We start from the raw sequence: 18521 nt of genomic DNA, 5'->3' as shown, positions 1-18521 counted from the left end.
TGTCGGGCGGACAACCCGCTGATGGTCTGATTCATCGTACGGGCTGTCACCGTCGGCAACTTGCGCCACTCGGTCTTGAGGCCCGTTAACATCCATTCTTGTGATAACCGAGCCAAGTCGATAGATGCGGCCACTTGCTTGGTGGAGCCAGGCACGCGGGTTCAATCGATCTGTTTCTCGCGTTTGCGCAACGCGTTCTCGAACTCAGCCAGAGGCACTGGCCACCCGAACAGATATCCCTGGAAATATTCGCAGCCGATGCGTTCGAGCATCTCGCGTTGCGATTCGGTCTCGACCCCTTCGGCAATCACGTCCAACCCGATCGCGCTCGCCAGCGAGATGACCGAGTGGGCGATGGCCACATCGTTCGGATTGTCGAGGAGGTCGCGCACGAAGCTCTGGTCGATCTTGATCTGGTCAAGCGGCAGGTTTTTGAGGTAGGACAGTGACGAGTAGCCGGTCCCGAAGTCGTCCAGCGAGAGCTTCAGGCCCAGTGCCTTGAGTTGGCGCAGCTTGTCGGCGACGTCGGCGAGGTCGTCGGCCAGCACGCTCTCGGTGATCTCCAGTTTGAGCCGTGAAGGCTCCACACCGCTTTGCTCAAGAATCTGTGCCAGGCGTTCGATGAGCGCGTCGTTGCGAAACTGCACAACACTGACGTTGACCGACAGCGTCAGCTGGGCGGTGCGCGCATGCTTGCGCCAGCGCGCCAGACACGAACACGCGGCCTCGAAGACCTCGAGGCCGATGGGAACGATCAGGCCAGTCTTCTCGGCCAGCGGGATAAAGGTCGCCGGCGAGATCAGGCCGCGATCGGGGTGTTCCCAGCGCAGCAGGATTTCGGCGCCGACGGGTTCGCCTCGTGCGTCGACCTGCAACTGGAAGTAGGGCAGCAGCTCGCGGTTGCGCATCGCCCGGCGCAAATCGCTCTCGAGCTTGGCGCGCTCTTCGACCGCGATCTGCATCTGCGGATCGAAGAAGCGGATGGTGTTGTCGCCACTGGTCTTGGCTTCGTACATCGCCAGATCGGCCTGTTTGAGGATCAGTTCGAGCGAGTCCGCGGTCTCGTCGATGAGCGTCACGCCGATGCTGCCGCTGCTGTAGTGCTCGACGCCTTCAAGCAGGAAGGGCCGGGTCAGCGCGCGTTGCACCTTCTCCGCGACGAACTCGGCCTGGTGGATTGCATCGGCCGGCTCGAGGCTCAGGTCGTGCACCAGCACGACGAACTCGTCCCCGCCGATGCGCGCCACGGTGTCGCCGCCTCGCACGCACTCGCTCAGACGCTGGGCGATCTGCTTGAGCAACTCGTCGCCCTTGTCGTGGCCGGCGCTGTCGTTGAGCATCTTGAAGTTGTCGAGATCGATGAACAACAACGCAGCGTGCGCGTGCCGGCGTCGGATCGCGGCGATCACCTGCCCGAGGCGATCAATCAGCAGGCGGCGGTTGGGCAGCCCGGTGAGCGCATCGTAGAAGGCAAGCTGGTTGATCTGCGCCTCGGCCGCCCGTCGCTTGGTGATATCGCGCATCATGCCGACGAAATAGATCATGCCGTCGCGCATGTACTCCGAGATGCGCAGTTCCATCGGGAAGATGTTGCCGTTGCTGCGCCGCCCTTCCAGTTCCCGACTCGCTCCGATGACCTTCGCCTGATGGGTCTTGAGGTAGTTGGCGATGTACTCGTCGTGGTGTGAGCGATGCGGCTCGGGCATGAGCATGGAGACATTCTTGCCCAGCACCTCGGATGCGGAGTACGCAAAGATGCGCTCGGCCGCAGGGTTGAAGGACTCGATGTGGCCGTAGGCGTCGATCGTGACGATGGCGTCGAGGATGTTGTCGACGACCGCGCGCATCTGCTTGGACCGGTCGCTGAGCGCGCGCTTGGTCGAAACCTCCGTGGTGATGTCGGAGATCGAGAGTACGAAGCGCAAGCCCTCCTCATCGCCGGATTCGAGCCGCGTGCCATTGACCGACAGGATGACGCGCTCGCCGTCGGGGAATTCCATGACGTGACGGAAGTCACGGATCGCTTTGTCCGCGCGCAACAACTGCGCATGCGGCAGATCCTCGGGCGACAGCACGCGACCTTCCAGGTCCGTGATGCGACACCGATCACACGCATAGCTGCGGCCCACCACCGGGCTGCGGTCGGGCGAGAGAATGCGCGAGGCGGCATCGTTGGCGAAGACGATGGTGCCGTGCTCGTCGAGCACGGTGATGGCCGACACGTTGGTCTTGAGAATCTGGGAGAGCAGTCGCTGCTCGGCGGCCAGGCGCTGTTCAAGTTCGCGCCGCTCGGTGATGTCGATGTGCGTGCCGAGCATCAGCCCCGGTGCGCCGTTCTCGAGGCGCGAGACGAGGTTGCCGCGGGTGTTGATCCACACCCAGTGCCCCGCCTTGTGGCGCATCCGGATGTCTTCGTCGTAGTAGTCCAACTCGCCGGAAAAGTGGCGATGCAGACACTGCTGGCAATGCGCGAGATCATCCGGGTGCGTGAGTCGCTCCCAGGTCTGAAAGGTGATCTCGCCCAGTTCCGCGCAGGTGTAGCCGACCAGTTCGATCCACGTGTCGTTGACCTCGAACGCATCGGTGGTGACATTCCACTGCCAGATGCCGATCCGGTTGGCATCGGCCACTGCGCTCAGCAGCTGCCCGGAGCGTCCCAGTCGCTCCTCGGCCTCCTTCTCGTGCGTGATGTCGGTCTCGATGGCGATGTAACCCTGAAGGGTCCCCGCCGCATCGCGTAGCGGGCTGCACGAGATGCGGATCCAGTAGGGCCGGGCCTCGTGCGTGTAGTTGATCAGTTCGACGTCGAAGGCGCGCTGTTCGCGCAAAGCTTCGCGCATTTGCACGACCACGGCAGGATCGGTGTCGGGGCCTTGAAGGATCTGTCCGGGAACCTTGCCGCGCATCTCGTCCAGCGTGTAGCCGGTGATGCGGGTGAAGGATTCGTTAAGCCACTCCACCCGCCCTTGCGCGTCGGTGATCATGACCCCGTTGGTGGTCTGACGCGCGACTTCGGCCAGACGCTGGTGTTCGGCGGCGCGCTCGCGCTCGAGCGTGGCGTTACGCGCGATGACCAGCACTTCCTCGTCGTCGAGCGGGCACAGGCGCGCCTCGAACGCGCGCACGCCCTCAGGAAAGGGCAGTTCGTACTCGAAGCGCGTCTCCGCGCCCGTACGAAAGGCTTCGTTCAGGTGCGAACACATCCGGTTGGCGAGTGCGGTCGGCAGGATCTCGCCCAAGTGACGCCCGAGAACCTCTTCACGTGGTCGCAGCAGATCCTCGTGATGCAGACAATCGATGAAGGTCCCGCTGCGACTGATCACGAACACCATGTCGGGGAAGGCGCCCAGCAGCGCGTGCGAGCGGCGCTGGCTCGCGGCCAGCTCGTGGCGCAGACGCTCGCCGCGCAGATCGTTGATCTCCTGCTCGACCATCGCCGCGTAGTCGCGCAGATGTTCGCGCTCGCGTGGGTACAGGTGGCGGGGCCTCTTGTCGATCAGGCACAGTGTGCCGATCTTGTAGCCGTCGGCCGTCGACAGCGGTACGCCGGCGTAGAAGCGGACGTACGGCGGACCGGTGACGAGCGGATTGTCGGCGAAGCGCGGATCGGCCGTCGCGTCGGAGACCTCGAAGAGGTCATCACCGTGGATGGCGTGTCCGCAAAAAGACACTTCGCGCGGTGTCTGCTCCGAATCCAGCCCGCAGCGGGACTTGAACCACTGGCGTGTCTCATCGATCAGCGAGACGAGGCAGATCGAGACACCGAAATGCGAGCGCGCGAGCCGCGTGATGCGATCGAACCGCTCTTCGGGCGAGGTGTCGAGCAGGCTCAGGTTGTGGAGCGCGGCCAGACGCTCGTCTTCATCATCGGTCGGTTCGGGTGGCTGCATCGATCACGCTCCAGGATCGCCCGTCGGAGGATCCCACCGGACGGCGACCGATCGCGCAAAGCACCTATACCTTCACGCGAGCCAGCGTCTCATTCAATCCGGTCGCTACGTCGGCAAGCGTACCGGAGGATTGCGCAACGTGCATGACGGCTTCCGCGCTGTCCTCGGATCTCTGCGCGATCTGTTCGACGTTGTGCGCAATCTCGTTCGCGGCGCTCGACTGTTCGCGGGTGGCCAGTTCGATGCCGTCGATCAGTTGCAGCGTCTGTTCGGCCGAGGTCTTGATCTCGGCCAGCGCCCTGGCCGTCGACAGCACGCTCTCGACGCTGACCTCTACCTGCTCCTCGCCGCGTTCGACTGCGGTGACGGCTGTACGCGTCTCCTCGGCCAGCGCCTCGATGATGCCGGTGATCTCGGTCGTCGACTGGCTGGTGCGCTCGGCGAGCTTGCGTACCTCGTCGGCGACGACGGCGAAACCGCGGCCCGATTCGCCGGCGCGCGCAGCCTCGATGGCGGCGTTCAGGGCGAGTAGATTGGTCTGTGCGGCGATCTCCGAGATCACCGCGACGATCTTGCCGATCTCCTGCGATGAATGTGACAGCTGCTCCATGGTCTGGGTCGTGTCCCGAACGTTCGCGGCCAGTTCGCGGATCTGTGCGGCTGCGCGCTCGGCGGTCTGGATGCCTTCGTGGGCGTCGTGCGCGCTCTTGCGCGCGGACTCGGCGGTGTCCTTGACGTTGTTGGCCACCTCGTTGATGGCGACCGTCACCTGTTCCACGGCGGCTGCGGTGGAAGCTGCTGCTTCGCTGGTGGCGCCAGTGCTTTGCGAGATGCCGTCGATGGTCAGCGACAGTGCTCCCGACTGGGTCTGCGTCTCCCGTGCGGCCCCTTGAACATTGATCAGGATGGCTTGCAGATTGGCCATCATGGCGTTGTAGGCATCGGAAATCTCGCCGATCTCGTCGCGTCGCATGCACGGCACCACACGGCGCAGATCGCCGTCGTGCTGGGTGTGGTTCATCGTGTCGCGCAACGTGCGCAGATCACGCATCGCCGTCGGGACGAGGCCCAGCGACACGTAGCCAAGGATCATCAGCGCAGCGACGAAGGTCGCCAGCAACGCCCAGCCCTCGGTCGCGTGCAGGAACTGCGCAAAGCCGCCCATCCCTTCGATGCCCTCAAGGAACAGGCCCAGCAGGAGTATGGCGACCGCAGCGAGTGCGGCCTGTAGCTTGATGCGCAGGCTCAGCCCCCCAATCCGACCGGTCAGGCCCTTGCGTACCACGCGACCGCGCTCCACCGTCAGCGTGCGTCCCTCGCGCACCTTGCGGTAGGCCGATTCCAGTTTGGGCTTCAGATCGGCCGACACGGTGCGGCGCACCGATTCGTAGCCGGTGATCTTGCCGTTCTCGCGCACCGGCGAGGCGAACGCATGCACCCAGTAGAAGCCGCCGTCCTTGCGCCGGTTCTTGACGTAGCCGGCCCAGGGGTTGCCCGCCTTCAGTGCGCCCCACAGGTCGGCGAAGGCTGCCGTGGGCATATCGGGGTGACGCACGAGGTTGTGTGGCGCGCCGAGCAGTTCCTCACGCGAGAAGCCGGAAAGCTCGACGAACAGATCGTTGGCCGCGACGATGGTGCCGGTCAGATCCGTGCGGCTGTAGATGAAGCGTCCCTCGGGAACGGGCGTCTCGACGTTGGTGACAGGCTGATTGTTGCGCATCGGCGACTCCCGGAAAGTTTGTGCGGCTCAGGGCGGACAACCGCAAGGCCGCATCTACGCTTGTTATCGGCGTGGCGGTTCGATTCTTTAGCTTGCGCCAATGCCTGTCCGGCGGGCCATGACAGCGCATGCGTCAGTTGCAGCACGTCATCCCGGGGCGGCGCTGGCAAACGCGTTGCGGCCCGAGGCCTTGGCCTGGTACATCGCCTTGTCGGCGCGCTTGATGATCTCGTCGAGCGGCTCCTTCTCGCCCCCGAACAGGGCCACACCCATGCTCGCGGTGCAGCGGTAGGCGAGTCCGTCGAGGTCGTACTCCCGGGCGAGGGAGGCGAGGATCTTCGCCGCCACCTGTGCAGCGCGTTGGCTGGCGTCCTCGGCATCGCCGCTGAGTTCCGACAACATGACGATGAACTCGTCGCCGGCCCAGCGGGCAGCCGTGTCCTCCTGTCGGATTTCGCCCTGCAGGCGCTGGGCGACCTGTTCGAGCAATCGATCGCCACGATCGTGACCATGGCGGTCATTGAGCTGCTTGAAACCGTCCAGATCGAGAAACAGCAGCGCGCTGTAGCGCCCGTGACGCACGCTCGCCGCCTGCTGCTGGCTCATCCGGTCGAGCAGCAGCCGTCGATTCGGCAGATGGGTCAGTGCGTCGTAGAACGCCATCTGCCGCACCTCCTGTTCGGCCTGGTGTCGGAGTGCCTCCTCATGCGCCAGAACCGCCATTGCCCGGGCGCGATTGCGCTGCGTTTGCCACAGGGTCACGGCGGAAATGAGAGAAACCAGCGCGACGACACCCAGGCCGAGCTTCGCGATCTGGTCCCAGGGTTCCAGCGCCCGGTCGGCGCTGCGTGCCGCCGCCACCACGAGTGCGCCGCGCATGCGCAAATGGGGTGCGGTGATCGTGCGCTGCGCCATCCACGCGTTCTCGCCCGTGGTCTTCACCGGGCCGGTGAGAAAGGAGGACGGTTCTGCGCCGTCGACGTGCTGTCTGAACAGGCTTCCGGGCGTGTTCAGGTCTACGCCGAGCAAATCGCGACGCTCGGGCAAGTGCAGGGCCAGCACACCCTTGACATGGGCCAGGGCCACCCACACGTCGTCGGCAAAACGCACCGAGGACAGCAAGACCTGAAAGAACTCCGGGTCCAGCGTCGCCGTCACGACCCGCTCGATCGCGCCGCCTTCGTTGGTCGACACCTGCACTAGGTTCATCGAGTAGGCGCCAAGAACCGACGCGAAGGGTTGCGACAGATACAGGTCGCCCGGGTCGGGCGTTTGGGTGAGCATCGTGAAATACTGCCGGTCGGCAAAATTCTTGCCGGCCAGTTCGGCGCGGTTGCTCGCGATGACCGTGCCGCTGGCGTCGAGGACGTTCAGGGTGCGAACGCCTGGCATCGCGTCGCTCAAGGCTTTCAGACGCAGGCCCAGGAGATGCTGTCGCGCCTTGAAGTGATCGAAATATTCGAGGTCCGCCAGGATCGATTGCAGCCCGTTGCGAACGCCCTCCAGCTGCCGGACGATGTTCTCGTCGACGACGCGCGCCTTGGTGATGAGCCGCTGGCGCTGCTCCTCGATTACCCTGCTCCGTTCGTAGAAGAGCGAAGCTGCGATCAGTGACGCAAAAGAGATCAGGACGACGCTCAGCAGCAGCCACTGGGTCCGGTTGTTGGTGATCGTGACCGAAAAGCGCATGGACAACCGGCTCCGCAGGTAAATCAGTATCTGCCGATTTTAGCGTGGGAGTGACGAACCATTGCCATTTTCACAACACCGTCGCGCTTTGGGCCTTCCAGGGTTCAAGGATTCGTGCATCATCTTCACAAAGCGCCGATCGACGTCAGTCGGCTGGCCCATCAGACTGCTGCATTGAGATGAGGAGTGAGGAGATGGGTCACGAAGGTCGAGTCGTATCACGTCGATTGCTGAGTGCGAACGCCTGCATCGCCATGTCGATTGCGAGTGTTGATGCTTTCGCTCAGCAGGACGTCGATGGTTCGCTGACATACAACGCTGCGGCGGCAACACCCATACCTTCACTGGGTGTCATCGCAACCGTTATCCTCGCGTTGGGCCTGGCTCTTGCAGGTTTCCTGGCGATGCGCCGCAATCGTAGTCGGACCGCTTTCTTCCTATTGCTCCCTGGTGGGGGAACGTTGCTCGTGCCGGCGATGCCGATCGTCGAACGTGCTTACGCGATTGCTTATTTCCAACTCAACCAGCCATCCGGGGGTACGATTGCCCTACCGGCCGGGTCGCAGGGTTTCGAGAACAGCAGTGGCACGACACTTCGGATCGTGGATATCGTCCCGCCGTCGTGCAGCGGTGGCGCACTCGCCACTCCAGACCCGGCACCGCTCAACGCGTGCAATGTGGGTCTTCAACTCACCGACAGCCAAGTCTGCAGCACAAACTACCCTGGTTGCGCTGGACAGTGTGTGCCAGATTGCAGCGGAAAATCCTGTGGTTCGGATGGCTGCGGGGGAAGTTGCGGCAGCTGCGGGGGAGGATCCACGTGTTCCGAGCCAGCTGGAATTTGCCTCCCGCCGCCCTGATGCGGTAACGACGACTTCAACGTGGATGCTCCGGCCCGTTTGAGGTCGTCATGGCCGACTCGGTGGCTCCTCGGCCGCGCGTGTTGATTTCCACGCAGAATTGACCCGGGGTTTTCATCTAAAACTGACCCACCGGTTTATGCGCACAGTATAGCTACGCGGGGTTGGTTCCGGTTTCGGGTTGTGGTGTCTGTTCTCCTTGTGTTTTTGGGGTTCGAGTACGGCCCGGCTGCAGCCGGGCCGTACTTGTCTTGAAGCGCCAGGATTCGTTGCCGGTCTCGACGATATGGCAATGATGGGTCAGGCGGTCGAGCATGGCGGTGGTCATCTTCGCATCACCAAAGACGTTGTCCCACTCGGCAAAGGACAGGTTGGTCGTGATCATCACGCTGGTGTGCTCGTAGAGCTTGGAGAGCAGGTGGAAGAGCAAGGCGCCGCCGGCTTGGCTAAACGGCAGGTAGCCCAGCTCATCAAGGATCACCAGATCGACGTAGAGCAGCCGGTAGGCCAACTGGCCCGCCTTGCCGTTGGCCTTTTCCTGCTCCAGGGCATTGACCAATTCCACTGTTGAGAAGAAGCGCACACGCTTGCCCAGATGCTGGACGGCCTCGATGCCGATCGCGGTGGCCAGGTGCGTCTTGCCGGTACCGGGCCCGCCGATCAGCACCACGTTGTGGGCCGCCGTGATGAACTGGCCAGCGTGCAGCCGACGTACCAACGCCTCATCGGCTCGCGCCTGCGTGAAGTCGAAACCGGCCAGATCCCGATGCGCGGGGAAGCGCGTTGCGCTCATCTGGTAGGCGATCGAGCGCACTTCGCGCTCCGCGCTCTCAGCGGCCAGGAGCTCCCCCATCCATTGCTCCGGGGGCAGATCACTGTGATGCGCCTTGGCCACGAGTTCCGGCCAGCACTGTGCCATGCCATGGAGCTTGAGCGCCTTGAGGCGCCCGATCAGTTCAATCGACATGTCGGGCCTCCATACGCAGGCGATCGTAGCGATGCACATCGGGCTGGGGCTGCTCGCGCACCGTGAGCGTGGTGGCAACGGGCGTGGCCGGTGGCATGCCGGATTTGAGCCGGGCGAGCACGTTCATCACATGCTCGCCGCTGGGACGGCCGGACTCGAGCGCGAGTTCGACCGCCACCAGCACGGCCTCCAGTCCGTGACGCGGGATGGTGCCGAGCACATCGGCCATGACGCGGTCGCCACCGGCCTGTTTGAGCAGATGACGCTGCAGGCGAAGCAGCGGCTCGGGCATCTGGGCAAACGGTGCGCCGTTTCTGAGCGCGCCCGGCTTGCGATCGACCACACCGATGTAGTGGGTGAAGTCGTAGAAGGTCTGATCGCGCTCGAAGCTGCGTGCATGGCACGCAACCTCGCCTGCGTCGGCGACCAACCGCAACTGGCTCGGGTAGATGCGCAGGCTCAGCACCGCGTGGGCGTGTTCGGCCGGCACACTGTAGCGGTTGCGCTGGAAGTGGATGAGCGCCGTGCTGGTGACCCGGACCGGTTTCTCGACATAACCGTCGAAGGGCTGCGGGTTGGGCAGCATCTGCATCAACTCATCCTGCAGCAGCTCGGCGATTGTCAGCGCCGGCCATTCCGGGTTGGCCATGTCGGCCCATGCCTGCCGGCACTGCTCACCGAGCCAGGCGTTCAGTTCGTCCAGATCCTTCCAGCGCCGCTCGCTCGCGTGCTGCCAAATCTGGCGACGCCGATCCTGCACGTTCTTCTCGACACGCCCCTTCTCCCAGCCAGCGGCCCGGTTACAGAAATCCGGCTCGAACAGGTAATGGCCGCACATGGCAAAGAAGCGCGGATTGATGTCGCGCGCCTTGCCCCGACCGACCTTGTCGACGGCCGTCTTCATATTGTCGTAGATGCCGCGCCGCGGCACGCCGCCAAAGGCAGCAAAGGCGCGCGCATGCGCGTCGAACAACATCTCGTGGCTTTGCGTCGGGTACGCGGTGAGCCAGAAGGCACGGCTCGCACACAGCTTGGTGTGCGCAACATCGAGCTTTCGGCGCAGACCGCCGATGAAGGCGTACTCCGTGCTCCAGTCGAACTGGAAGGCTTCGCCCAGCGCAAAGCTCAGCGGCACGTACGCGGGGCCCGGCTTGCCCGATTCTTGCGTTCGCCAGCGCTTGATGAACGCGCACACCCGGTTGTAGCTGCCCGTGTAGCCTTGCGCGCGGATCGCCTCGAACATCGCCCGCGCCGTGCGCCGATCGCGCTTTGGCCGATGCCCGTCCGTCCTGAGCCACTGCCCGAGTTGCTCTGCCCACGGATCGACGACGCTTCTGGCCTCGAGCCGCTTGTACTGCGGCTCGACAACATCCTTGTGCCGCAGCCAGTTGCGAATGGTGTTCCGGGAAAGCCCGGTTTGCCGCGCGATCTCGCGCAGCGGCAAGTGGTCGCGGAAATGCATCCGCCTGATCTTGGCCAACATACCCACTTTGATCACTCCTCGATCCCCCGCCCAAAACACAGCAGGGTAGTCAATCAAAGGTGGGTCAGATTTCGATGCAAATTACCCCGGCAAGTGGGGCAATTCTGGATGGACGTCAACAGTTGTAGCCACCTTCGAGCACCAGTGCGAGACGGCCGTCACAGTGCTTCCGGGCGATCTGGCGAACGATGGTGGTCATTGCGGCAAAGCCGGCGTGGGTCACTGTCAGTGCCTGGTCATGCCAGTGCGGGTCGAAACCGGCGGACACCAGAACCAGATCCGGGCGGAACCAGTCGGCGGCCGGTACGAGAATCTCGCGGAAGGCCTTTACGAAGGCGGCGTCTCCTGCGCCGGGCGGTAGCGGCACGTTGACCGTGCGCCCCTCGCCCAGACCCACACCGACGTCCTCGAGTCGGCCGCCGCCCGGGTAGAAGGGCGCGGCGCGATGCACGTCGAAGAACAGTACTTCCGGATCTGCCCGGAAGATTTCCTCGGTGCCATTGCCGTGGTGGGCGTCCCAATCCACGATGAGTACGCGTGAGCAGCCGAGTTCGGCCTGTGCGTGGGCGGCGGCAACGGCGATGTTGTTGAGCAGACAGAAGCCGCGCGCGCACGGCTTCGGCGTGGTGGCCGGGCGGGCGGGTCAACGCGAAGGCGCTCTCGCAGCGCCCGGCCACGACCGCCTCGACCGCGGAGATGGCCATGCCGGCGGCGACCTCGGCGGCTTCGACGCTGCCAGGGGAGACGGCCGTGGTGTCGACGTCGAGCCACGCGCTCTTGCCGCGTAGCGCGTACAGGTCGTCGAGATAGGAGTTGGTGTGCACGCGCCCGAGTTCGGTGCGAGTGGCCGCGCGGGCGGTTTCGAAGCGCACGCCGGCGACCGGTTCGGCATCAAGCAGATGCCGGATCGCCTGCAGACGGCCGGGATGTTCGGGGTATTTCCACGGCACGCCCAGGGAAGCGATGACCTCCCGCACGCGCTTTTCGACGCGACTCGACAGGAAGACCCCGTCCGGATCCGGCTGATGGGCCAGCAGGCGTTCGTCGTGGAATGCGATCACGCGCTGGGTGCGCTCGTCCATGCACGCTCCTTGGCAACTCGGGGGCGACGCGCCCAGCATAGCGCATGGTCGGGGACAGGCGCGCACGCGCTGTCGCGTTTGCTCTCCTAGCCGCTCATGACCCGGTTGCGCCCGGCGCGCTTGGCCGCGTAGAGGGCCCGGTCGGCACGTTCGAGAATCTCGTCGGCCGAGTTGTCGCCGGGCGCGAGGGTCGCCACGCCGGCGCTGACGTTGTAGGCGATCCGCTGGTCGCCGAGATGCGCGCCACCGTCGCCGATTCGTCTGCGCAGCCGTTATGGTCGGTATCCGGCGCCAGCACCACGAATTCCTCGCCGCCGATGCGCGCGAACAGGTCGGTCTCGCGCACCACGCTCGCCGCCACGCGGCACAGATGCCTGAGCACCTGATCGCCGGCGGCATGCCCGTATCGATCGTTGATGCCCTTGAACAGGTCGATGTCGAGCATGATCACCGACAGTGCCAGGCCGGAGCGCCGAGCGCGGGCGAACGCCTCGCCGGCACGGTTGAAGAAGCCGCGGCGATTGGCGACGCCGGTCAGCGGGTCGCGCCGGGATTGCGCCTCGAGCAGTTGTTCGTGGCACTTGCGATCGGTGATGTCGCGGAAGAACCACACGCGACCCAGATAACGCCGGTCGTCCGTCCACAGTGCGGTCGAATGGCGCTCCAGCGTGCGTCCGTCGACCAGCTCGATTTCGGTGACGTCGTGGATGGTCGGGTCGGCGTACAGCGCGCGCACCCGCTGCAGGAAGGCCTCGGGATCGCGGATCGCCTGCAGTGCGCCGCTCAGCAAGGCGTCGTCGTGCAACGGTCCGTCGACGTCGGGATCGTGCAGTTCGGTCAGGTTCAGGCCGAAGATGGCGAGGAATCGCTGGTTGTAGGACACCACCCGATCCTGTTCGTCGACCACGAGGATGCCGTCGGGCGAGGCTTCGTGAATGGCCTTGATCAGCGAATGCTCGAATTCGGTCGGTGCATCTGCCATGGGACGCCTCCACGCATGCGGTCGGCGGGCGCGAGGGCGGGCACTCCTGCCGTGCGCCGTTGCGCCGGCCGGTCGTGCGGTGCACGCCGGCCGCCGAGGGCTCATCATAGGCCAAGGTGCCGACGCTTGCAGCGTGTCGGCCCGGTGCTGGTAGTCTTGCGTCATCGCCCGTCGCGGCTTGTGGATTCCGGTGGCGCATGGAACTGACGACGCTTCTCTACGGCATCGGGCTGGCCGCCGTGGCGGTCAACGCCGCGTCCGGCGTGCTCGAGGCCGGGCGCAAGCCGTTCGATCTGTTCGGCATGGTCGTCGTTGCGCTCGCGGCGGCGCTGGGTGGCGGTTCGCTGCGCGACGTGCTGCTCGACCGCCCGGTGTTCTGGATCGCCGATCCCGCCTATCTGGTCACCGCCATCGTCACCGGGCTGGCGACCTTCGCGCTGGTGCGCCTGGTACGCCTGCCGCCGCGCCTGTTCCTGCTGCCCGATGCGGTCGGGCTGGCGTTGTTCACGGTGATCGGCACCCAGGCGGCCACGTCGCTCGGAGCGCACTGGCTGGTGGCCAGCCTGATGGGCGTGATCACCGGGGTGTTCGGCGGCATCCTGCGCGACCTGCTGTGCAACGAGGTGCCGTTGGTGTTTTCGGGCCAGCTGTACGCCACCGCATCGTGGGCCGGCGCACTGGCGCTGGTGGGCCTGGTCGCCGCCGGCGTGCCGATGGGCTGGGCGGCGCTGGCGGGCGGCGTCGCGGTGTTGGCGATCCGCTTGTGCGCGATCGCTTTCGATTGGGGGCTTCCGGTATTCTCGGTGCGCAAGTGATTCCTCGGACAAGGCGTGGCCGCGTGGCCGCGGCGAACCGTCGGCGGTAGCTCATGACGACCATCTGCCTGTGTGCGATCTTCCGCAACGAGCAGCGCAACGTCCGGCGCTGCCTCGATGCGTTGCTGTCGGTGATCGATTGCGTGTCGATCTGCGATACCGGTTCGGACGACGACACGCCGGCGGCGATCGAGGGCTGGGGCCGCGATCGCGGGGTGCCGGTGCGCGTGCATCATGCGCCGTTTCGCGATTTCGGCCACAACCGCAGCCTGTCGTTCGAGCTTGCCCGCGCAGCCTATCCCGAAGCCGACTACATGTTGCTGCTCGATGCGGACATGGTGTTGCGTATCGAACCCGGCTGGGACAAGTCGTCCCTGAGCGCCGACCAGTACCTGTTGCGCCAGCGCCAGGGGCGGCTCGAGTACTGGAACACGCGTCTGGTGCGTGCGGCGCTGCCCTGGCGCTGTATCGGGGTGACGCACGAATACTGGACGTGCGATCAGGTCCATGCGCGCGAACGGCTGGGCAGTCTGTGGATCGACGATCGCGGCGACGGAGGATGCAAGGCCGACAAGTTCGAACGCGATCGTCGTCTGCTCGCCGCGGGCATCGAGGATGCCGACACGCCGCCCGCGTTGCGCACCCGCTACCTGTTCTATCTGGGGCAGACGCTGCGTGATATGGGGCAGTTGGACGCGGCACTCGACGCCTACACGCGCCGCGTCGCGGCCGGTGGCTGGGGCGAAGAGGTGTGGTACGCGATGCACGAGGCCGCGAAGTTGCGCGAACGCCTCGGTCACGACGCGTCCGCGGTGGTGGATGCCCATCTCGCCGCCTACCGGTTCCGGCCCGTGCGCGCCGAGACACTGGTTTCGCTCGCCGCGTGGTATCGGCAGCGCGAGGACTGGCCCATGGCCCGGCTCCATGCCGAAGCCGCACGCGGTACGCCGCGACCCGATGACATCCTGTTCGTCGATGACGACGTCTATGCCTGGAAGGCCGACGACGAGGCCGCGATCGCGGCCTACTGGACGGGTGACCCGGTGCGCAGCTTCGGGCTGTGCCAGCGACTGCTGGACGGGGATCGTCTGCCCGAAGCGCAGCGCACGCGGGTGGAGGCCAATCGCGATCATTCAGCGCCTGCGATGCTGCGCGACACGTCGCGACACCCGCATGCGCAAATCGCCGCGATCACCGACAGCCTGGCCGACGGTCGACGCGACGGCGACGTGACCCTGACGATCACCACCTGCAAGCGGCTCGCGCTGTTCGAGAAGACGGTCGATTCCTTCCTGAACTGCTGTACCGATGTGGATGCCGTGGCGCGCTTCGTGTGCATCGACGACAACTCCGATGCCGCCGATCGCGAGCGCATGCGCTCGCGCTATCCGTTCTTCGAATTCGTGTTCAAGGACGAGCACGAAAAGGGGCACGCGCTGAGCATGAACCGGCTGCGTGCCATGATCGACACCCCGTACTGGCTCCATCTGGAAGACGACTGGCATTTCTTCGTCACGACCGACTACATCGCCCGCGCCCGGCAAGTGCTGGACTGGTCGCCTGAAGTCGCGCAGGTGCTGTTCAATCGCAACTACGCCGAAACCCTGGAGGATCGCGCGCTCGTCGGCGGCATCGTGCGCCGTGCGGGAGCGGGTGGGCACCGCTACGTGGAGCATGAATACCTCGCCGACGACGATGACCGATTGCAATTCTTTCGTCGCCACCCACCGGGCGCGCGCAGCAACGTGTGGTGGCCGCATTTCTCGTTGCGACCGTCGCTGATGCGGACCGATGACGTCCTCGCCATCGGTCGCTTCGACGAATCGGGCAGCCACTTCGAGCTGGAATTCGCACGGCGCTACGTGCAGGCCGGGCTGAAGAGCGCGTTCCTGGACACCATTGCCGCGGTCCACACCGGGCGTCTGACCACGCAACGTGGCGCGGCGGTCGCCAACGCCTACGATCTCAATGGCCTGCCGCAGTTCGGCACCGGCAACCCGGTCTGAATGCATCGTCGCGGGTTTTCATCGCGGATCCGGCGTCTGCAGGCGTGCGAAGACGGCAGGACGGGAACGGTTCGCATTTCGCTCAACGAATACCGTTTGCATGTGACGAAATGCCTTTGGGCTGTGTGAACTTGTTCCCCGAAGGCGAAAACGACCGATTGTGGCACCGGATCGGGTCCGCGATGATCCTCACTCATGAAGGCCCGTTCCTGTCGTCCCGGTGTGTCTCGCGCGTCCTGTTCCTCCGGCGCATGCGCAGGAGGTTCTCTTGTTCGCATGTTGTGTGCGGCCACATGGCTCTGTGCGTACGCCCTCGCCGGCATCGCTCAGGCGCAGACGCCGGGCGCCTACGCCATCCAGTCCGATGCGCTCGTGCCGATGAGCGGTGCCTACACGGGGCTCAACTGCAACGATCTTTCCGTTGCCGGGACCCTGTTGCTCGGAGCGGGCGAAATCGACCAGGCCAACGACGTCGACGTGCCGGGCATTCTGGACGCAGGCAGCGGCATGATCCGGGTCGGCGGAAACTGGAGTTCGCCCGGCATGTTCCTTCCGGGGGCCAGTACCGTCGTGCTGGACGGCAGTTGCAGCGGCGGCCCGGTCGTGATCGAGGGCCCGGTGACTTTCTGCAAGCTCGATCTGGGTTCGGGCATCGAGTACCACTTTCCGACCGGCGCACCCGTACAGGTCGAATGCGAACTCGATCTCGGCGACGGGAACACGCTGACGCCATCCGGTCCGGGTCCTGCCGACATCGTGCTCGGCCCGGATGCGGATCTGGTCGGTGAGGCCGAACTCGATCGTGTCCGCATCACCCGCTCCGGCGGCTCGGGTGTGACGCCGATTCCGGCGCTCAGCCCGATCGGGCTGGGACTGCTGTCGATCCTGATCTGGCTGGGCGCGGCGGTATGGCAACGCATGGAAGGGATCCGGACAACGGGATGCAGGCGTATTTGAAGGGGAATGCAGTGATCGTGAAAAGACTGTCCAGAAAGCCGCTCGCGGTCGCCGTCGCGACCGTCTTCGCCCATTCCGGAATGGTGGTCGCTGCCGGCGACATCGTCCATGCGCCCGCGCCGGGGCGTTCGGTCATCGTCACCAATCCCGATCGCTCGACCACGCACACCGAAGTACGCGATACCGGAGAGGTCTTCATTCGCGGCCTGCCGTCCACTTCGGACTCCGGCGACCGCGTGACCTGCTACGACTCGGCGACGGGACAACTGGTCAACTGCGCGGACGGTGTCGTCGCCGGCCCGACCGGTCCAGCCGGTCCCACGGGCGCGGTAGGGCCGAGCGGGCCGACCGGCGCGGCCGGTGAAGCCGGTGCGACCGGCCCTCAGGGGCTCCAGGGCCCGGTCGGTCCGCAAGGGGCGCAAGGTCCCACTGGCCCGATCGGCCCCACCGGTCCCACGGGTGACGCCGGAGATGCCGGCACGGACGGTCGCACGGTACTCAGCGGCACGGCCTCACCGACCGGCGGCGACGGTGCGGACGGCGACTTCTACGTCGACACGGACGACAACCTGCTCTACGGCCCGAAGACCGCCGGAGTCTGGGACGCCGGCGTGTCGCTGGTGGGTCCGACCGGACCCACGGGAGAGGCCGGTCCCACGGGTCCGACCGGAGAAGCCGGCCCGACGGGCGCGCAGGGCGAAGCCGGCCCGACCGGCCCCACGGGGCCGCAAGGCGCTCAGGGTGTCGCCGGCACCGATGGCACCGATGGCGCCATCGGTCCGACGGGCCCCACCGGCCCGCAAGGCGACCCCGGGGATGGCGTGACCGTCTATTCGGCCGACGCTTCCGCCGAAGTGGTGCAAAGCAGCACCAGCTATGGGTCGCTCGCGGGCGGTCCCGTGGTGAGCGACGTGCCGGTATCGTCTTCGGGCAGCGTGCTGGTGACGCTTACGGCCGCGATTCGCACCGGCAATAGCGGGAACGCAAGCTTCAACGACGCCTGTTTCATGAAGTTGACGATCAACGATGTCGCGTTCGGTAGCGGGGATTCGTATTCGGTTTCCGGCCTGCTCGTGGGCGCCTGGCAATACGGCAGTGCGACCTATCGGATATCCGGTCTCACCGAGGCGGCGACCGATTTTTCGGTCTTGTATCGCTCTTCCAGTTCCGGCGGGGATTGCCGGTTCGTCAATCGCAGCCTCATCGTGATTCCCGAATGAGGATCGCGGGCCGCAATCTCAGCCCGGTTGCCAGAAAATCCCGATCAGACTCACCGCGATCAGCACGGTGCCGAGCACGCGGAAGAACAGCGGCGTCTCGGCGGCGACGATGTGGCGGTGGAAGCGCTCGCCGAACAAGTGGCCTATCCATGCGCAGGGCAAGAGCCACAGGTGGTGGATGAGCTGCAGGTCGACGCCGGCGATCAGGAACGAGGCCATCTTGATCACCACCAGGATGAACCACAGCACGAACAGCGTATCGCGCAGCTGGTGCTTGGCTACGTGCGAGGCATACACGGCGGCGATCAGCGGTGCGCCGATCAGGGATGCGCCGCTGGCGTAGCCGCCGAGCGAGAGCAGCACGAAGTCGAGTTTGCGGCCGGTGCTGCGGATGGGCTTGTTGAGTACGTAGCCGATGGCATAGGCGATGACGATGCTGAAGATGATGGTGCTCATCACGCGCGGCGGCAGGGTGAGCAGGCCGAGCACGCCGATGATCTTGGGCACGATCATGACCTTCAGCGACCACTTCAGGTACGCCCAGTCGATGTTGCTGGCGGCCGGGTCGTCACTTGCGCGAGCCTTTGTCGCGCGGTGGCCTTTCCATGCGATGAGGCTGGAGAAGATCAGCAGATGCACGGCCACGATGGGCAGGAACACCAGCGGGTCGTTGACCACCAGCAGCAGGAAGGGCAAGGCCAGCGCGGCGCCGCCGAAGCCCAGCCCGGAGCGGACGAAGCCGCTCCACACGAAGATGAGTCCGATCAGGACGTACTGATACCAGAGTAGGGCTTCCATGGTGCAATGCGGCACGGGCACGAAAGCGCGCAAGCGTGGTCGAAGCGCCCGT

12 protein-coding genes and 2 pseudogenes are annotated in these 18521 nt (G+C 65.2%); 6 read left to right on the top strand and 8 right to left on the bottom strand.

The window, feature by feature from the left end:
- Positions 1-161: 161 nt before the first annotated feature.
- From C0099_RS10595 to C0099_RS10585, 3 genes are all read right to left on the bottom strand, one after another.
- On the bottom strand, positions 162-3890 hold the full coding sequence (locus C0099_RS10595; RefSeq protein WP_102247385.1) for an EAL domain-containing protein: 3729 nt from the start codon (positions 3888-3890) through the stop codon (positions 162-164).
- Between the two features lie 64 nt (positions 3891-3954).
- A complete protein-coding gene (locus tag C0099_RS10590; protein ID WP_102247384.1) occupies positions 3955-5610 on the bottom strand; it encodes a methyl-accepting chemotaxis protein in 1656 nt (551 codons plus the stop codon).
- 147 nt (positions 5611-5757) lie between these two features.
- Entirely contained in the window at positions 5758-7299 is a 1542-nt protein-coding gene (locus tag C0099_RS10585) for a diguanylate cyclase domain-containing protein (RefSeq protein ID WP_102247383.1), read from the bottom strand.
- 179 nt (positions 7300-7478) lie between these two features.
- On the opposite strand from C0099_RS10585, the gene C0099_RS16335 reads away from it, so the two are divergent.
- Positions 7479-8159 (top strand): midcut-by-XrtH protein, encoded by a 681-nt coding sequence (locus C0099_RS16335; protein ID WP_102247382.1) that lies wholly within the window; start codon positions 7479-7481, stop codon positions 8157-8159.
- Between the two features lie 154 nt (positions 8160-8313).
- Here C0099_RS16335 and istB read toward each other — a convergent pair whose 3' ends face one another.
- From istB to C0099_RS16215, 3 genes and pseudogenes are all read right to left on the bottom strand, one after another.
- Positions 8314-9126, bottom strand: coding sequence for an IS21-like element helper ATPase IstB (istB, locus tag C0099_RS10575; RefSeq protein ID WP_102247381.1), 813 nt, complete (start codon positions 9124-9126; stop codon positions 8314-8316).
- Positions 9116-10615 (bottom strand): IS21 family transposase, encoded by a 1500-nt coding sequence (istA, locus tag C0099_RS10570; protein WP_102248473.1) that lies wholly within the window; start codon positions 10613-10615, stop codon positions 9116-9118. The genes istB and istA overlap by 11 nt, the downstream gene beginning before the upstream one ends.
- Before the next feature lie 109 nt (positions 10616-10724).
- A pseudogene (locus C0099_RS16215) lies at positions 10725-11508 on the bottom strand (histone deacetylase family protein).
- Between C0099_RS16215 and C0099_RS16120 the strand changes: the two are divergent.
- On the top strand, positions 11428-11781 hold the full coding sequence (locus C0099_RS16120; protein WP_199797705.1) for a hypothetical protein: 354 nt from the start codon (positions 11428-11430) through the stop codon (positions 11779-11781). The pseudogene C0099_RS16215 and the gene C0099_RS16120 overlap by 81 nt on opposite strands.
- On the opposite strand, the pseudogene C0099_RS10560 reads toward C0099_RS16120, so the two are convergent.
- Positions 11778-12673 (bottom strand): annotated as a pseudogene (locus tag C0099_RS10560) (sensor domain-containing diguanylate cyclase). The gene C0099_RS16120 and the pseudogene C0099_RS10560 sit on opposite strands and share 4 nt — an antisense overlap.
- A gap of 197 nt (positions 12674-12870) precedes the next feature.
- Between C0099_RS10560 and C0099_RS10555 the strand changes: the two are divergent.
- The 4 genes from C0099_RS10555 (at position 12871) to C0099_RS10540 (ending at position 17671) form a co-directional block, all read left to right on the top strand.
- Positions 12871-13488 carry a trimeric intracellular cation channel family protein gene (locus C0099_RS10555; RefSeq protein ID WP_102247379.1) on the top strand — a complete coding sequence of 206 codons (618 nt, stop codon included), beginning with the start codon at positions 12871-12873 and terminating at the stop codon, positions 13486-13488.
- Positions 13489-13541: 53 nt separating this feature from the next.
- Entirely contained in the window at positions 13542-15494 is a 1953-nt protein-coding gene (locus C0099_RS10550; protein ID WP_102247378.1) for a tetratricopeptide repeat-containing glycosyltransferase, read from the top strand.
- 195 nt (positions 15495-15689) lie between these two features.
- Positions 15690-16451 (top strand): hypothetical protein, encoded by a 762-nt coding sequence (locus tag C0099_RS10545; protein ID WP_123785243.1) that lies wholly within the window; start codon positions 15690-15692, stop codon positions 16449-16451.
- Entirely contained in the window at positions 16436-17671 is a 1236-nt protein-coding gene (locus tag C0099_RS10540) for a collagen-like domain-containing protein (RefSeq protein ID WP_199797598.1), read from the top strand. The genes C0099_RS10545 and C0099_RS10540 overlap by 16 nt, the downstream gene beginning before the upstream one ends.
- 18 nt (positions 17672-17689) lie before the next feature.
- Here C0099_RS10540 and C0099_RS10535 read toward each other — a convergent pair whose 3' ends face one another.
- Positions 17690-18469: a TSUP family transporter gene (locus C0099_RS10535; RefSeq protein WP_102247376.1), complete on the bottom strand. Its 780-nt coding sequence runs from the start codon at positions 18467-18469 to the stop codon at positions 17690-17692.
- Positions 18470-18521 lie beyond the last annotated feature (52 nt).

The organism is Pseudazoarcus pumilus (assembly GCF_002872475.1).
In the GTDB taxonomy this organism is placed as follows: Bacteria; Pseudomonadota; Gammaproteobacteria; order Burkholderiales; family Rhodocyclaceae; genus Pseudazoarcus; species Pseudazoarcus pumilus.
Note: the sequence above shows the minus strand (reverse complement) of the source record. Positions and strands in the feature narration are given on the sequence as shown.

What these genes read in the sequence shown, in the direction of transcription:
- istB (WP_102247381.1), bottom strand. Translation starts at nt 9,126, where the DNA reads ATGTCGATTGAACTGATCGGGCGCCTCAAGGCGCTCAAGCTCCATGGC.
- C0099_RS16335 (WP_102247382.1), top strand. Translation starts at nt 7,479, where the DNA reads ATGAGGAGTGAGGAGATGGGTCACGAAGGTCGAGTCGTATCACGTCGA.
- C0099_RS10545 (WP_123785243.1), top strand. Translation starts at nt 15,690, where the DNA reads ATGAAGGCCCGTTCCTGTCGTCCCGGTGTGTCTCGCGCGTCCTGTTCC.
- C0099_RS10595 (WP_102247385.1), bottom strand. Translation starts at nt 3,890, where the DNA reads ATGCAGCCACCCGAACCGACCGATGATGAAGACGAGCGTCTGGCCGCG.
- C0099_RS10585 (WP_102247383.1), bottom strand. Translation starts at nt 7,299, where the DNA reads ATGCGCTTTTCGGTCACGATCACCAACAACCGGACCCAGTGGCTGCTG.
- C0099_RS10555 (WP_102247379.1), top strand. Translation starts at nt 12,871, where the DNA reads ATGGAACTGACGACGCTTCTCTACGGCATCGGGCTGGCCGCCGTGGCG.
- C0099_RS10590 (WP_102247384.1), bottom strand. Translation starts at nt 5,610, where the DNA reads ATGCGCAACAATCAGCCTGTCACCAACGTCGAGACGCCCGTTCCCGAG.
- C0099_RS10550 (WP_102247378.1), top strand. Translation starts at nt 13,542, where the DNA reads ATGACGACCATCTGCCTGTGTGCGATCTTCCGCAACGAGCAGCGCAAC.
- C0099_RS10535 (WP_102247376.1), bottom strand. Translation starts at nt 18,469, where the DNA reads ATGGAAGCCCTACTCTGGTATCAGTACGTCCTGATCGGACTCATCTTC.
- C0099_RS10540 (WP_199797598.1), top strand. Translation starts at nt 16,436, where the DNA reads ATGCAGGCGTATTTGAAGGGGAATGCAGTGATCGTGAAAAGACTGTCC.